Below are 14,802 nucleotides of genomic sequence, written 5' to 3' on the forward strand. Positions count from 1 at the left end.
GGTGGGGGAATGCCATTGGATTGGGACAAGCTGCGTATCTTTCACGCAGCTGCCGAGGCGGGTTCGTTCACGCATGCGGCGGATAAACTGCATCTGTCCCAATCCGCCATCAGCCGCCAGGTCAGCGCGCTGGAGCAGGATGTCGGCACCAAGCTGTTTCACCGCCATGCGCGCGGCCTGATCCTGACGGAACAGGGCGAGCTGCTTTACCGCACCGCCCATGACGTGCTGCTGAAGCTCGAAACCGTGAAGATGCAGCTCACCGAGACCAATGAGACGCCGTCCGGCAAGCTGCGCGTGACGACGACGGTCGGCCTCGGCCAGGGCTGGCTGACCGACAAGATCCAGGAGTTCCTGCAGCTTTATCCCGATGTGCAGATCCAGCTGATCCTCGACAACGAGGAAGTGGATGTGAATATGCGCCATGCCGACTGCGCGATCCGCCTGCGCCAGCCGCAACAGTCCGACCTGATCCAGCGCAAGCTCTTCACCGTGCACATGCACGTCTATGCCGCCCCCTCCTACATCAACCGCCATGGCGAGCCGCAGAAGATCGAGGATCTCGACAATCACCGCATCATCACTTTCGGTGAGCCGGCGCCGAGCTACCTGCTCGACGTCAACTGGCTCGAAGTCGCCGGCCGCTCGTCCGACAACAAGCGGATCCCGCATCTGCAGATCAACAGCCAGACCTCGATCAAGCGCGCCGCCCTGCTCGGCATCGGCGTCGCCTGCCTGCCGGATTACATCGTCGGCCGCGATCCCGGACTGATTCAGCTGGCGATCAATGCCGACGTCCCCTCGTTCGACACCTATTTCTGCTATCCCGACGAGATCAAGAACGCCGCCAAGCTGAAAGCCTTCCGCGATTTCATCGTCAGCAAGGCCAGAAACTGGAACTTTTAAGCCTGGATTTGTCGACGTTTTGCATACTATGCAGAAAGTGCATGACTGGCATGCGCAAATAAGGGTTGCCGTTTGCCCATTAAACCACCATATCGCACATAGCTGATGCACATGGTGGCTTTTCCTCCCAGTTCCACCGCATTAGCTGTTCCCCTCTGGAGGTTTTTGACCTTCACACTTATAAGGGCCCTGGTTTTCCAGTGGCCCTCTTTTTTTGCCTTACCGCTTCGAGAAATGCCGCGCCGCAAAAAAATTGTGCGGCGCATAGCAGACATGCACAAAAAAGCATTGAAACCTGCCTAGGGAAGCACCATATCTCTCTCAGTTGATGCATCTTGTGGTTTCTCTCCCAGTACCACCGCATTAGCTGTTCCCCTCTGGAGGTTTTTTGACCTTCACAATTACAAGGGCCCTGGTTTTCCGGTGGCCCTCTTTTTTGCCCAAAATTTGTTCACCCCATAAAATACGCCGCCTCACGCCTCCGTGATTTGCATATCGACACCTACCGATCCATATATCGATTCAACACGATTTATAGTTCGGCGAACCACGATGGACAAAGATGAGATTATCAAGGCACTCGCCCATCCCACCCGGATGGACATTCTGAGCTGGCTGAAAAATCCGGAGCAACACTTCCCCTCGCAGGAACATCCTTTCGAGATGGGCGTCTGCGCCAGTCAGTTCGAGCGCTGCGGCCTGTCGCAGTCGACGGTTTCGGCTCATCTCGGCACGCTGCATCGCGCCGGTCTCGTCACCACCAAACGCTTGGGACAGTGGATCTTCTACAAGCGCAACGAAGAGACGATCGCTGCCTTCCTGAAGCAACTGACGCAGGACCTCTGAAATGCCCCTCGCCCTCCTCGTTCTCGCCTTGAGCTCGTTTGCGATAGGCACCACCGAATTCGTCATCATGGGTCTGTTGCCCGAAGTCGCCGCCGATCTCTCGGTGACGATCCCGCAGGCTGGCTGGCTGGTCACCGGTTATGCGCTGGCGGTCGCGATCGGCGCGCCCGTCATGGCGATTTCGACTGCGAAGCTGAAGCGCCGCACAGCCTTGATTGCGCTTATGGCCTTCTTCATCGCCGGTAACCTGCTCTGCGCCCTGGCGAGTGACTACTGGGTGCTGATGATCGCCCGCATCGTGACCGCACTCTGCCACGGCGCCTTCTTCGGCATCGGCTCGGTCGTCGCCGCCGGACTGGTGGCGGAAGACCGCAAGGCCCGCGCAGTCGCGCTGATGTTCACCGGCTTGACACTTGCCAATGTCCTCGGTGTGCCGCTCGGCACTGCGATCGGCCAGGCCTATGGCTGGCGCGCCACCTTCGGCGTCGTCACCGTCATCGGCATCGTCACCATTCTTGGACTGATCGCCATCCTGCCGAAGGACCGGCAGCAGCAAAACGGCAGCATCCTGCGCGAGATTGCAGCACTCGGAAATGGCGGCCTGTGGCTGGCGCTTTCCACCACCGTCTTCTTCGCCGCATCGATGTTCGCCCTCTTCACCTATATTGCACCGCTCCTGCGTGACGTCACAGGCGTTTCGCCTGAGGGCGTCACCTGGACGCTGTTCCTGATCGGCCTCGGGCTGACCGTCGGCAATCTCATCGGCGGCAAGCTTGCCGATTGGCGCCTCGGCGTCACGCTTGCCGGCGTCTTCACCGCGATCGCCGTCACCTCGCTTGCCTTCAGTTATACGAGCCGCTTCTTCATCCCGGCTGAGATCACCCTCTTCCTCTGGGCGACCGCAAGCTTTGCCGCCGTGCCGGCGCTCCAGGTCGGCGTCGTCGGCTTCGGCAAGGATGCGCCGAACCTCGTTTCGACGATCAACATCGGCGCCTTCAACACCGGCAATGCGCTCGGCGCCTGGGCGGGCGGCCTGGTCATCAACGCCGGCTTCGATCTCACCCGCGTTCCGCTCGCCGCAGCCCTGATGGCCCTGATCGGCCTGGGTGCGACGGCGCTCACCTATCTCTCCGCCAGGGGCCGGGCAGCCCTCGCCCCCGCCGAGTGATCCTCCCGCAAAAGAAAGGACCATCATGGCCAAGCTTTTCGAACCCACCAAGGTCGGCGACATCTCCGTCAAGAACCGCATCGTCATGGCGCCGCTGACCCGCAACCGTTCGCCGGGTGCGATTCCCAACGACCTCAATGTCGAATATTACCGCCAGCGCGCCACGGCGGGCCTGATCATCACCGAAGCGACCGCGATCACCCATCAGGGCCAGGGTTATGCCGACGTGCCCGGCCTCTACAGCAAGGAAGCGCTTGACGGCTGGAAGCGTGTCACCGACGCCGTTCACACCGCCGGCGGCAGGATCGTCGTCCAGATGTGGCATGTCGGCCGCATCTCGCACACGACGCTGCAGCCGGGCGGCGGCAAGCCGGTCTCCTCGACCAATCGCGTCGCCAAGGCCAAGACCTATCTGGTCAATGCCGACGGCAGCGGCAGCTTTGCCGATACCTCCGAACCGCGTGCGCTCGAAACCTCCGAAATCCCCGGCATCATCGAGGATTACCGCAAGGCAGCCCGCGCAGCGATCGATGCCGGCTTTGACGGTGTCGAGATCCATGGCGCCAATGGTTATCTGCTCGATCAGTTCATCCGCGACGGCGTCAACGACCGAACCGACCAATATGGCGGCTCGATCGAAAACCGCACCCGCCTGACCTTCGAAGTCGTCGATGCCGTCATTCGGGAAGTCGGCGCAGGCCGCACCGCGATCCGCATCTCGCCGGTGACGCCGTCGGGCGAAAGCTACGATTCCAACCCGCAGGCGACCTTCACCCATGTCGTCGAAGGGCTGGCCAGATACGGCCTTGCCTATATCCACGTCATCGAAGGCCAGACCGGCGGCGAGCGCGACTACAAGCAGGGTGACAACCCCTCCTTCGATTACAAGGCGCTGCGCCAGGCCTATGAAAAGGCCGGCGGCAAGGCCAGCTGGATGGTCAATAACGGCTATGATCGCAATCTCGCGATCGACGCCGCCGAAAGCGGCCGCGCCGATCTCGTCGCCTTCGGCAAGCCTTTCATCGCCAACCCCGATCTCGTCGAACGGCTGGCAAAGAATCTGCCGCTCAACACACCCGACCAGTCGACCTTCTACGGCGGCACCGCCAAAGGCTACCTCGACTATCCCACCCTCGAAAAGGTCGCCTGAGCCTGCTGCGACGCATCAAGAAATCCCGCCGAAAGGCGGGATTTCTGCGTTCAGTATCCCTATATAGGAGGCATGTTTGCTTCCCATCTCGATCGCTGGTCGCTCATATCGGACGGCGAGCCCATCATCACCCATTCGAGCCGCCTGCTGCCGGTCCTCTGGCGGAAGAGGCCCGCCATGCTGAAAGTCGCGACCGATATCGACGAACGATACGGCGCGCTGTTGATGCAATGGTGGGACGGCGACGGCGCGGCTCATGTCTATGCCCACGAAGGCGACGCCCTATTGCTGGAGAGGGCAACCGGGAAACGCTCGCTGCTTGCCATGGCGATGGACGGCGAAGACGACGAAGCGAGCCGCATTCTTTGCCGAACCGCGGCGCGGCTGCATGCGCCGCGCGAAAGACCGCTCCCCGATCCCATTCCCCTCACCCGCTGGTTCCGCGATCTCGAACCGGCCGCCGGCAAACATGGCGGCACGCTTGCCGACTGCTCGGCGATCGCCAACGCCCTGCTTGCCGATCCGCGCGATCTCTCCGTCCTCCACGGCGACATCCACCACGGCAACATTCTCGATTTCGAGGAGCGCGGCTGGCTGGCGATCGACCCGAAACGGCTCCACGGCGAGCGCGGTTTCGATTTCGCCAATATCTTCGCCAACGAGGAATTGCCCACCATTACCGACCCCGCCCGCTTCCGCCGCCAGCTCGCCATCGTCTCGGCAGAAGCCCGGCTGGAGCCGAAGCGGCTGCTGCAGTGGATCGCCGCCTATTCCGGCCTTTCCGCCGCCTGGTTCCTTGGCGATCCCAATATCGAGCAGGCGGAGACGGCTTTGACGGTCGCACGGATCGCGCTGTCAGAACTTCGGACCTAAAGCAGCCGCAAGGACGATGAGGTTCGCACCTCAATCAACCTCGAGCCGGGAACTGATGCCCTTAGAGATTTTCCTTGAGAAGGACCTCGATCCTTATCCTCTCCTGTTCAGCCAGCGGCTCCCGGGCGTCCGAGCGAGCCCGCATGATGCGGATTGCGCTTCGCACCGCATGACCAGGGTCCTGTGCGATGACGGCATCGATGCGGTCGTCGCGCAAGGCTTCCTCACTGAACGGCGTGCGCTCGTGGACGACCACCGCGAGGTTGACGAGGTCGACGTTTGCGGCAGTTGCCGAAAGCGGAATGCGCGCCTCCGAACTCAGGACATAAACGGCAATGATATCCTTGTTGTTTTCGAGCACGCGCCCGATGATCTCATTCGCGCGCCGCTCGTCGGCATGCGTCTCTATCGAAGGAAGAGACCTAAGGAACGGGAATCGCTCATTAATTATGGTATCGAAACCGTGCCGGCGCTGAATGCTGTCAAGCGACTGCATTGTCTCGGCGACCACCATCACCTTGCCCGGCCTCCGGCAGGCAAATGTGCCGATCAGCTTTCCGGCAGTCGCCCCGGCCGCGAAATTGTCCACGCCGACGAAATCGGCCGCGGGAAGCTTTTCCTGGCCGGACAGAAACTGCACGACCTTGATGTTCCGTTCGAGCAGCCGCGCCACGGCATCGCGCACTTGCGGCGACTCCGGCGCCATCAGTGCCACTCCGTCGAGCTCTTCCTCACCTATTCCGGCAAGATACTTCGCCACGCCATGCGCGTCGTCGGCCGGGATTTGAACATAATCGATATCGGTGAGGTCACCCTTCAGGGCTAGCCCCAACTCCTCCACCCGCCGCAAAAGTTCACGAAGATAAAGATCGCCCGATTTGGGCAGGACGAATCTGAATCGATAGCTTTTGTTGCGCGCCAGGCTCACAGCCGCCGGGTTGCGAATAAAGCCAATCCGCTCAATGGCTTCATGGACGCTGCGAACCGCCTTTTTGCTCACGTTGGGGCGATCGTTCAATACGCGATCGACGGTCGCGAGGCTGACGCCGGCGGCTTCCGCAAGGTCTTTTGCTGTTGGCCGCATAAGGGCTCCCTGATGCGATTTGGACGATTCACGTTTCCCTCAAAAAAATGGAAATTGCAAGAATTGAAGTGCGCACCTCAAAATTTGCTTGCGCTGAGGTGCGCACCTCAGTTATGAATCATTCACGACGGGCTCTTTCGGGCCAGACCGGAAAGGACAGTCGAAAACGCGGCCACAGCGCGCTCCAGGATATGCGCCGCCCTTGCCGCAATGCATTTCATTCACCCCTCTCGATGGAGGTCGGGAGGTTCAACGGGAGGATCCCAGTTATGAAGTCTCTTTTGATGAGCTCGGCACTCGCTGCCGGGATGTATATCGCTGTGTCTGCGGGTACGGCTTCGCACGCTCAGGCCGCAGACCTCACCCTGTGCTGGGCGGCATGGGATCCTGCCAATGCGCTCGTCGAACTCAGCAAGGATTTCGAGGCGAAGAGCGGCAACAAGATGCACTACGAATTCGTGCCATGGCCGAACTTCGCAGATCGCATGCTCAACGAACTGAATTCCGGCGGCAAACTCTGCGACCTGCTGATCGGCGACAGCCAGTGGATCGGCGGCGCGGCCGAGAACAAGCAATACGTCAAGCTCAACGATTTCTTCGACAAGGAAGGGATCAAGATGGACGACTTCATTCCGGCGACCGTCGTCGGATATGCCGAGTGGCCGAAGAACTCACCGAACTATTGGGCAATGCCGGCCTTCGGCGACGTGGTCGGCTGGACCTACCGCAAGGATTGGTTCTCACGTCCCGAGCTGCAGGCCGAATTCAAGAAGAAATACGGCCGTGATCTCACGATTCCGAAGAACTGGGACGAATTGGTCGACATCGCTCAGTTCTTCCAGGGGCGCGAAATCGACGGCAAGAAGGTCTACGGTGCGGCGATCTACACGGAGCGGGGCTCCGAAGGCATCACCATGGGCGCCATGAATGCGCTCTACAGCTACGGCTTCGAATATCAGAACCCGAAGAAGCCCTACGATCTCGAAGGTTTCGTGAACTCGTCCGATGCCGTCGCGGGCCTCGAAGAATACAAGAAGCTCTACGATTGCTGCACGCCGCCCGGCCACTCCGACGCCTACATGACCCAGGACGTCGATGCCTATAAATCCGGCCAGGTCGCATTGCAGATGAACTTCACCTTCACCTGGCCGGGGATCAACGCCGACGCCAATGTCGGCGGCGACAAGTCGGGCTACTTCCCCAATCCGGCCGGCCCGAAGGGCGTGCAGTTTGCCCAGCTCGGCGGCCAGGGCATTTCGGTCGTCGCCGCTTCCGACAAGCAGAAGGAAGCGCTCGATTACATCAAGTGGTTCGGCCAGCCTGAAATCCAGCAGAAATGGTGGAAGCTCGGCGGCTATTCGGCGCTGCGGGCGGTCGTGGAAGATCCGAGCTTCGCCTCCAGCCAGCCCTACGCCAAGCCGTTCCTCGATTCGATGGCGATCGTGAAGGACTTCTGGGCCGAACCTGCCTACGCCTCTCTCCTCCAGGCATCGCAGAAGCGCTTCCACGACTATGTGGTCGCAAACCAGGGCAGCGCAAAAGACGCGCTCGACGGCCTCGTGAAGGATTGGAAGGGCGTCTTCGAGGACGATGGAAAATACTGACGCTGACAGCCGCTTCCTCCCAGCAGTGAGCGTCGCGCAGGGCCGGCCATGTGGACCGAGCCGGCCCTGCATACCACTATCTTTCATGCCAAGGAGACGAACATGCTCCATTCCCCGATCGATCGGGTCGCCAGCGCCACTCCGCCTGCAATCGCGGCCCGGGTCAGAGGCCTGTCCGATCGCGCCATAGCCTGGCTTTTCGTAGCACCGTCGATCGTGTTGCTGCTCGCCATCAACATCTTTCCACTGATCTGGACGATCAGGCTGAGCTTCACCAATTTCAGAGTGAACCGGCCCAACGCGCCGATCGAGTTCGTCGGTTTGCGGAACTACATCAACATCCTGACGGATAACGATATCTGGCAGAGCATGCAGGCCACCGCTCATTTCCTGATCTGGACCATCGTGCTGCAGGTGCTGATCGGCTTTTCGCTCGCCTATCTGATCAACAAGAAGTTCCGCGGCAACGACCTTTGGACGACGATCATCGTGCTTCCGATGATGCTGAGCCCCGCCGTCGTCGGCAACTTCTGGACCTTTCTCTACCAGCCGCAAATCGGTCTGTTCAACTACGTGGTCGGCTTTCTCACAGGGAACGATCCTTCCAGCTTCTCGATGATCGCCAGCACGTCGCTGGCGCCATGGGCCATCGTCATCGTCGACACCTGGATGTGGACTCCCTTCGTGATGCTGATCTGCCTCGCCGGACTGCGTTCTATTCCCAACAGCATCTATGAGGCGGCCGAATGCGACCGCGCGAGCAAGTGGCGACAGTTCTGGACCATCACCATCCCGATGGTGCTGCCCTTCCTGATGCTGGCCGTCCTCTTCCGCGGCATCGAGAATTTCAAGATGTTCGACCTCGTGGTCCAGTTGACCGGCGGCGGTCCCGGATCGATCACCGAATTGACCTCGATCAACCTGAAACGCGCCGCTTTCGAGCAGTGGCGAACCGGTTACGCATCCGCTTATGCCGTCATTCTTTTCGTCACCGTCTTCGGCCTTGCATCGATCTACGTCAAAGCTCTGAACAAGGTGAAACAACGATGAGCTATTCCGTAACCGAACCATCCAGGCGTCAGAAGTGGGTCGCCGGTATTCTGGTCGTCTTCTACGCCGTCGTCACCCTCCTTCCGCTGCTGTGGATCATCGGGACCGGTTTCAAATCCCCTGAAGACGCGATCGCCTATCCGCCCAAGATGGTGTTCCAGCCGACGGTCGAGGGATATGTCAACCTCTTCACGACCCGAACCCGCGTGCCCGAGGATCAACTCAAGGCATTGGGCGAACCGACGACCTGGTACGACAAACTTGTCCGCAAGGAGGGAGTCGTCATTACCGGCGCTTCGCGCTTTGCCGAGCGGTTTTACAATTCCGTCATCATCGGTTTTGGCTCGACCGTCCTGTGCATCACGCTCGGCACGGCGGCAGCCTATGCCTTCTCGCGCTTCAAGGTGCCGTTGAAGGACGACCTTCTCTTCTTCATTCTGTCGACGCGCATGATGCCGCCGATCGCCGTTGCCATCCCGATCTTCCTGATGTTCCGGTCGCTCGGTCTCAGCGACACGCATGCCGGCATGATCCTGCTCTATACCGCGGTAAACCTGTCCCTCTCGGTCTGGCTGCTCAAGGGCTTCCTCGACGAAATCCCGATCGAATACGAAGAGGCAGCACTCATCGACGGCTACACGCGCTTCCAGGCCTTCTACAAGGTCGTGCTGCCCCAGGCAGTCACCGGCATCGCATCGACGGCGATCTTCTGCCTGATCTTCGCCTGGAACGAATACGCCTTTGCCGTGCTGCTCACGTCGGGCAATGCCCAAACGGCGCCGCCGTTCATCCCGACCATCATCGGCGTCAGCGGCCAGGATTGGCCCGCCGTCGCCGCCGGTGCCACCATCTTCCTGGTTCCGGTCATGGTCTTCACGATTCTGCTTCGCAAACATCTCCTGCGCGGCATCACCTTCGGAGCGGTCCGCAAATGACGACCTTTCTCAATCGCCTGTTCCGCCTTCGCCGCGACGCATGGGAAATGCTGGCATCGGTCCTGATTGCGCTCGGCGTCGTCATGCTGATGCAGCCCTTGTCGCTGTCGCTCTACTCCTATTCTTTCCTCGTGACGCTGGTGGGCACAGTGATGTTCATCGTCGTCAGTCATTTCCCGGAGTGAACCATGGCACAGATCAGAATTCAGAATGTGCGCAAGGATTTCGGGGCGTTCAACGCGGTGAAATCTTCCACCTTCACCGTGGAGGACGGCGAGTTCTTCATGCTTCTCGGCCCGTCCGGATGCGGCAAGACAACGACGCTGCGGATGATGGCCGGCCTTGAGCTTCCGACCAGCGGCGAAATCTACATCGGTGGCGAAGAGGTCGGGATGAAGCGGGCGAGCGAGCGCGACATCGCCTTCGTCTTCCAGATGTTTGCTCTTTATCCGCACATGAATGTCCGCAAGAACATTTCCTATCCCCTCGTCAGCCAGGGCATGAGGAAGGCGGAGGTTGCAACGCGTGTCGCTGAAGTGGCGAAGATCCTGAGGATCGAAAACATCCTCGACAAGCCGGTCGGCGGTCTTTCCGGCGGCGATCGGCAGCGCGTCGCGCTCGGTCGCGCCATTGTTCGCAATCCGAAAGCCTTCTTCATGGACGAGCCGCTCGGCGCTCTCGACGCAGAGTTCCGCGAGCACATGGCCGAAGAATTGCGGGCTCTGCATGATCGAATGGGCGCGACCACCGTCTATGTGACTCACGATCAGCTGGAAGCCATGCAGATGGGCGACAAGATCGTGGTGATGAACCATGGCGTCGTCGAACAATTCGGCAAGCCCCAGCAGATCTACGACTGGCCGGCGACAAAGTTCGTCGCAAAGTTCATCGGCTCGCCGCCGATGAACTTTCTCGAATTCGAAGGCTCGATCGGCGCCGGCGGCGACGAGGTCAGCCTCTCCGGAAACGTGGTGAAGGTTCCGGTCTCTCGGGACGAACGCTTCGGCAAACTCGCCCTGGGCGTAAGACCCGAACATATCAGCTTCAGGGACGATTCAGCCTATCGCGGGCGGGTGGTTGCCGTCGAATACCTCGGCACGACGCAGATCGTCACGATCGAAACCGCCCACGGCGAAATCAAGGCCCGCACACCATCCAAACAATCCGCACGTGTCGAGGAACTGATCGGCCTGGACTTCGACTCCCGGAACCTGACGATCTTTGACTCTGCGACCGGAAACGCGCTTGTTTCAGAGGCCAACGAAGGAGTGTTGCGCCGTGGCTGAGGTCATCCTGAAAAACATCACCAAATCCTTTGCCGGCCATCGCGCTCTCGATGACGTCTCGATGATCGTCCCTGACGGCTCGTTCGTGGTCCTTCTCGGCCCGACGGGTGCGGGCAAGACGACGACTTTGCGCATGGTGTCGGGTCTCGATAACCCCGATGTCGGCGAAGTCATGATCGGCGGACGGTCCATGCGCGGCCTGACACCCGCCCAGCGCAACGTTGCGATGGTGTTCCAGCAATATTCGCTTTATCCGCATCTGTCGGTGCGTGAGAATCTGGAATTTCCCCTGAAGTCGCCGTTGCTGAGGACGCCGCAGCGCGTGATCGACGAGAAGGTGAGCGCCATTGCGGAAATCCTGCAAATCTCCCACAAGCTCGACAACAAGGCGACCGCGCTATCGGGCGGAGAAATGCAGCGCGTGTCGATCGGACGCGCACTGGTCAGAAATCCGCAGATCTATCTGATGGATGAGCCGCTGAGTTCACTCGACGCCAAGCTTCGCGCCGATCTGCGGATCGAGCTCAAGAACATCCAGGCCAAATCCGGCGCGACGCTGCTCTATGTCACCCACGACCAGGTCGAGGCGATGACGATGGCAACCCATGTCGGCGTTCTCCACGAGGGCAGCCTCGTCCAGTTCGGCTCGCCGCGTGAGATCTACGAACATCCGATCAGCATCTACGCCGCGACGCGCCTCGGGCAGCCCCGCATCAATGTCGTTCCCGCGGAGCTCTTCCCAGGCGCGCCGGCGAAGGCCAGATCGATCGGCCTGCGGCCGGAGCATATCGATCAGGGCGACGGTCAGGATGCGACGGTTACGCGCGTCGAACATCTCGGCGATCAGACGCGGCTGCATCTCACGTTCAAGACACATAATCTGATTACCGTCACCGACGCTCATACCGAGCTCAAGGGTGGCGAAACCATCAAGATCCAGCCGAACAAGCCGCTCTATTTCGACGCGGCCGGCATGCGCTTAGTTTAAGGGAGGCGAAAATGTCACAATTCCTCAACAGCAAGGAAAACGCGGTCACCGAAGCAATCGACGGTCTTCTGACTGCATCCGGCGGCGCGCTCAGCCGCCTCGACGGATATCCGCATATCCGCGTCGTCGTCCGTTCGGATTGGGACAGGAGCAAGGTTGCGATCGTCTCCGGCGGCGGCTCGGGCCACGAGCCCGCACACGCCGGTTTCGTCGGCAAGGGCATGCTCACCGCAGCCGTATGCGGCGATGTCTTTGCCTCCCCGAGCGTGGACGCGATCCTTGCAGGCATCCTGGCCGTCACCGGACCGGCCGGCTGCCTGCTCATCGTCAAGAATTATACCGGCGACCGTCTCAATTTCGGTCTCGCGGCCGAACGAGCCCGCGCCTTTGGCCTGAACGTCAGCATGGTCATCGTGGACGACGACATCGCGCTGCCGCATCTCCCGCAGTCCCGCGGCGTGGCGGGAACCCTGTTCGTTCACAAGATCGCGGGCGCGCTCGCCGAGAGCGGTGCCGACCTCGAGGCGGTGAGCAAAGCCGCACGCCGGGTGATCGAAAACACCAGTTCGATCGGCATGTCGCTCGATACGTGCACGGTGCCGGGCTCTCCGAAGGAGAACCGAATTCCGGACGGTCATGCCGAACTTGGTCTCGGCATTCACGGTGAAGCTGGTGTCGAACAGGTCGAATATTCAGGTGCGAAGGGCGCGGTCGCCGCAATGGTCGAGCGTCTTGCGCCATCAATGGATGACAGATCTCACGTCGTCCTCGTGAACAACCTCGGCGGCACGTCAGTCCTGGAAATGTCGGTCGTCGTTCACGAACTTCTCCAATCCGCCATCGCAGGCAGGATTTCTCACATCATCGGACCGGCGCCGATGATGACGTCGCTCGACATGCAGGGATTTTCGATCTCCGTCTTCCCGGCCGGCAAGGCAGAGTTGGAGCTGCTTTCCAAGCCCGTTGAACTTGCGGCATGGCCGGGCGTCACCGCCATCAAACCCGTTGCCGTGCTTGCGCTGCCGGACGGACTGACGCCGATCGCCCCGCTTGCATCAAGACACGAACCCACCCGCCAGTTCCTGACGGATTGCTGCAATCTTCTCATAGGCGCCGAGAAGGATTTGAATGCACTCGACGCGAAGTCGGGCGACGGCGATACCGGTTCGACCTTGGCTGGTGCTGCCCGCGCACTCATCGAGGCGCTCGACCGTCTCCCCCTCTCCGATCACACCCAGCTCTTCCGGGCCATGGGTCAGGAGCTCAGCCAGACCATGGGCGGCTCGTCGGGCGTGCTTCTCGCGATCTTCTTTGCCGCAGCCGGCGATGGCGCATCAAGTGGGCTGAACATTCGCGAAGCCCTGAAGGCGGGTCTCTCCCGAATGCAGGAGATCGGCGGCGCGCGTCTGGGCGACCGGACGATGGTCGATGCTCTCTCGCCGGCCCTGGATGCGCTCGACGTAGGATTTGCCGCAGCTGCAGAAGCGGCGCGCGCCGGCGCGGACCTGACAGCCACACTCGTTCATGCCAAGGCCGGACGCGCCGCCTATATCAACGCCAAGCAGCTCGAAGGCCATACCGATCCCGGCGCGGAAGCGGTGGCCCGGCTCTTCGAATTCCTGGCTCTCCGTCCCGATGAGGCCGAAGAGCGCCCGGATGATCAGGCGACCAGCAGGCGTGTCACGGGCTGAACGTCGGCAATCGAGACCATGGCGAAGGTCTGCAGCGACCGCTACGAGCAGTTCGGCGCCGCAAGACATGCCTTCGCCATCAGCCCGTTGCCGCTTGCCGAAATGGCAAAGCGTTACCGGCGCTAACCAGGGGAAACCGGCGAATGCGCAATGAAGGCGGCCGCGGTGTCGCGATGCGCTGCGGGCAGGCAGCCGAGCGCGACGAGTGAGGCTCTCACCGCCTCGTCGATCGGCGTGCGCGGCTCCTTGCCGAGTTCGGCCACAAGCTTGGCGTTGCTCATCCTGAGCGGCACCTTCCAGAGATAGCGCATCTCCTTGATCTCCCGCATCAAGGGAATGAAGGGCGCGGCGAGCGGCACGATCCACCAGGGGAAACGGCCGATCTTTGCCTTGCCGCCGGCAACGCGCTTGATCGCTTCAGCCATCTGCATGCCGTCTGCATCCCAGAAGCCATCCATATGATAGACGGCAAAGGGCGGCAGCCGATCGGCTCGTTCGACGAGCTGGACGACAGTTTCCGCCATGTCCGGCAGATAGGTCCACTGATGGCCGACGCCGCGTCGCCCCGGATTCTTGATCGCGCCGACCGGCTTGCCCGGCGTGACAAGGCCCGATGAAAACCAGCTGTTGCCGGTCGCGCCCGGGCCGAAGAAATCACCGGCCCTGACAATGATTGCACCTGTCCCGGATTGCGATGCCATCTCCAGCCGCTCCTCCATCTCGACGCGGATCGCCCCCTTCTTGGTCAGCGGATGCTGCGGGCTTTCCTCGGTCGGCGCCGGCAGGGCATCGGGACCGAAATTATAGACATTGCCCGGCAGCACGATACGCGCACCGACGGTGCGGGCAGCGGCGAGCGTATTGTCGAGCATCGGCAGCACCAGCCTTTCCCAGTCGCGGTAACCGGGCGGATTGACGGCGTGAACGATCAGGCCGACCCCATCCGCCGCCCTCAGCACGTCGCCGGCGTTCATTGCATCACCCTGCACCCATTCGAAAGCGGGCTCGCTCCTCGATGCCTTGGCGGCATCACGGTTGAGTGCGCGGATACGCCAGCCGCGCGCCGAGAGCCTGCGCGCGACGGCGCCGCCGATACCGCCCGTCGCACCAAGCACCAGTGCCGTCATCTTCATATCTCTGCTCATGACAATCATCTCCTTCGATCGGACGAGATGAGTATGTCCTAGGAAGGTGATAAACGAAATTGACGAATTAAGTGAA

14 protein-coding genes and 1 pseudogene are annotated in these 14,802 nt (G+C 60.9%); 13 read left to right on the forward strand and 2 right to left on the reverse strand.

Annotated features, from left to right (window positions below; all coding sequences use genetic code 11):
* Positions 1–9 precede the first annotated feature (9 nt).
* The 5 genes from RHEC894_RS15255 to RHEC894_RS15275 all read left to right on the forward strand — a co-directional run bounded on the left by RHEC894_RS15255 (position 10) and on the right by RHEC894_RS15275 (position 4,943).
* Positions 10–906, forward strand: a complete 897-nt coding sequence (locus tag RHEC894_RS15255; protein WP_003593139.1) for a LysR family transcriptional regulator VtlR — start codon at positions 10–12, stop codon at positions 904–906.
* Positions 907–1,458: 552 nt separating this feature from the next.
* Entirely contained in the window at positions 1,459–1,752 is a 294-nt protein-coding gene (locus tag RHEC894_RS15260) for a metalloregulator ArsR/SmtB family transcription factor (RefSeq protein WP_010069488.1), read from the forward strand.
* Between the two features lies 1 nt (position 1,753).
* On the forward strand, positions 1,754–2,920 hold the full coding sequence (locus RHEC894_RS15265; protein ID WP_010069489.1) for an MFS transporter: 1,167 nt from the start codon (positions 1,754–1,756) through the stop codon (positions 2,918–2,920).
* A gap of 25 nt (positions 2,921–2,945) precedes the next feature.
* Positions 2,946–4,070: an alkene reductase gene (locus RHEC894_RS15270; protein ID WP_010069490.1), complete on the forward strand. Its 1,125-nt coding sequence runs from the start codon at positions 2,946–2,948 to the stop codon at positions 4,068–4,070.
* Positions 4,071–4,142: 72 nt separating this feature from the next.
* Positions 4,143–4,943, forward strand: a complete 801-nt coding sequence (locus tag RHEC894_RS15275) for an aminoglycoside phosphotransferase family protein (RefSeq protein WP_085737894.1) — start codon at positions 4,143–4,145, stop codon at positions 4,941–4,943.
* Positions 4,944–5,004: 61 nt separating this feature from the next.
* Here the strand turns inward: RHEC894_RS15275 and RHEC894_RS15280 are convergent, their stop codons facing one another.
* Positions 5,005–6,027, reverse strand: a complete 1,023-nt coding sequence (locus RHEC894_RS15280) for a LacI family DNA-binding transcriptional regulator (protein WP_085737895.1) — start codon at positions 6,025–6,027, stop codon at positions 5,005–5,007.
* Positions 6,028–6,296: 269 nt separating this feature from the next.
* Between RHEC894_RS15280 and RHEC894_RS15285 the strand changes: the two genes are divergently transcribed.
* From RHEC894_RS15285 to RHEC894_RS33400, 8 genes and pseudogenes are all read left to right on the forward strand, one after another.
* Positions 6,297–7,631: an ABC transporter substrate-binding protein gene (locus RHEC894_RS15285; RefSeq protein ID WP_085737896.1), complete on the forward strand. Its 1,335-nt coding sequence runs from the start codon at positions 6,297–6,299 to the stop codon at positions 7,629–7,631.
* Between the two features lie 102 nt (positions 7,632–7,733).
* Complete coding sequence (locus tag RHEC894_RS15290) at positions 7,734–8,681, forward strand: sugar ABC transporter permease (RefSeq protein WP_085739006.1); 948 nt, start codon at positions 7,734–7,736, stop codon at positions 8,679–8,681.
* Positions 8,678–9,616 carry a carbohydrate ABC transporter permease gene (locus tag RHEC894_RS15295; RefSeq protein ID WP_085737897.1) on the forward strand — a complete coding sequence of 313 codons (939 nt, stop codon included), beginning with the start codon at positions 8,678–8,680 and terminating at the stop codon, positions 9,614–9,616. Before RHEC894_RS15290 ends, RHEC894_RS15295 begins: the two co-directional genes overlap by 4 nt.
* Positions 9,613–9,801, forward strand: a complete 189-nt coding sequence (locus RHEC894_RS15300; RefSeq protein WP_085737898.1) for a hypothetical protein — start codon at positions 9,613–9,615, stop codon at positions 9,799–9,801. Before RHEC894_RS15295 ends, RHEC894_RS15300 begins: the two co-directional genes overlap by 4 nt.
* 3 nt (positions 9,802–9,804) lie before the next feature.
* Positions 9,805–10,902, forward strand: a complete 1,098-nt coding sequence (locus tag RHEC894_RS15305) for an ABC transporter ATP-binding protein (protein ID WP_085737899.1) — start codon at positions 9,805–9,807, stop codon at positions 10,900–10,902.
* A complete protein-coding gene (locus tag RHEC894_RS15310) occupies positions 10,895–11,890 on the forward strand; it encodes an ABC transporter ATP-binding protein (protein WP_085737900.1) in 996 nt (331 codons plus the stop codon). Before RHEC894_RS15305 ends, RHEC894_RS15310 begins: the two co-directional genes overlap by 8 nt.
* An 11-nt stretch (positions 11,891–11,901) precedes the next feature.
* Positions 11,902–13,581 (forward strand): dihydroxyacetone kinase subunit DhaK, encoded by a 1,680-nt coding sequence (locus RHEC894_RS15315; protein ID WP_085737901.1) that lies wholly within the window; start codon positions 11,902–11,904, stop codon positions 13,579–13,581.
* Positions 13,582–13,587: 6 nt separating this feature from the next.
* Positions 13,588–13,707, forward strand: a pseudogene (locus RHEC894_RS33400) (fructose-1,6-bisphosphate aldolase); the annotation flags it as partial.
* Here the strand turns inward: RHEC894_RS33400 and RHEC894_RS15320 are convergent.
* Complete coding sequence (locus RHEC894_RS15320) at positions 13,704–14,726, reverse strand: NAD-dependent epimerase/dehydratase family protein (RefSeq protein ID WP_085737902.1); 1,023 nt, start codon at positions 14,724–14,726, stop codon at positions 13,704–13,706. The pseudogene RHEC894_RS33400 and the gene RHEC894_RS15320 sit on opposite strands and share 4 nt — an antisense overlap.
* Positions 14,727–14,802 lie beyond the last annotated feature (76 nt).

The organism is Rhizobium sp. CIAT894 (assembly GCF_000172795.2).
Classification (GTDB): Bacteria; Pseudomonadota; Alphaproteobacteria; order Rhizobiales; family Rhizobiaceae; genus Rhizobium.

Excerpts from the sequence above, each read along its gene's own strand:
- RHEC894_RS15255 (WP_003593139.1), top strand. The coding sequence starts at position 10 with ATGCCATTGGATTGGGACAAGCTGCGTATCTTTCACGCAGCTGCCGAG.
- RHEC894_RS15260 (WP_010069488.1), top strand. The coding sequence starts at position 1,459 with ATGGACAAAGATGAGATTATCAAGGCACTCGCCCATCCCACCCGGATG.
- RHEC894_RS15265 (WP_010069489.1), top strand. The coding sequence starts at position 1,754 with ATGCCCCTCGCCCTCCTCGTTCTCGCCTTGAGCTCGTTTGCGATAGGC.
- RHEC894_RS15270 (WP_010069490.1), top strand. The coding sequence starts at position 2,946 with ATGGCCAAGCTTTTCGAACCCACCAAGGTCGGCGACATCTCCGTCAAG.
- RHEC894_RS15275 (WP_085737894.1), top strand. The coding sequence starts at position 4,143 with ATGTTTGCTTCCCATCTCGATCGCTGGTCGCTCATATCGGACGGCGAG.
- RHEC894_RS15280 (WP_085737895.1), bottom strand. The coding sequence starts at position 6,027 with ATGCGGCCAACAGCAAAAGACCTTGCGGAAGCCGCCGGCGTCAGCCTC.
- RHEC894_RS15285 (WP_085737896.1), top strand. The coding sequence starts at position 6,297 with ATGAAGTCTCTTTTGATGAGCTCGGCACTCGCTGCCGGGATGTATATC.
- RHEC894_RS15290 (WP_085739006.1), top strand. The coding sequence starts at position 7,734 with ATGCTCCATTCCCCGATCGATCGGGTCGCCAGCGCCACTCCGCCTGCA.
- RHEC894_RS15295 (WP_085737897.1), top strand. The coding sequence starts at position 8,678 with ATGAGCTATTCCGTAACCGAACCATCCAGGCGTCAGAAGTGGGTCGCC.
- RHEC894_RS15300 (WP_085737898.1), top strand. The coding sequence starts at position 9,613 with ATGACGACCTTTCTCAATCGCCTGTTCCGCCTTCGCCGCGACGCATGG.
- RHEC894_RS15305 (WP_085737899.1), top strand. The coding sequence starts at position 9,805 with ATGGCACAGATCAGAATTCAGAATGTGCGCAAGGATTTCGGGGCGTTC.
- RHEC894_RS15315 (WP_085737901.1), top strand. The coding sequence starts at position 11,902 with ATGTCACAATTCCTCAACAGCAAGGAAAACGCGGTCACCGAAGCAATC.
- RHEC894_RS15320 (WP_085737902.1), bottom strand. The coding sequence starts at position 14,726 with ATGAGCAGAGATATGAAGATGACGGCACTGGTGCTTGGTGCGACGGGC.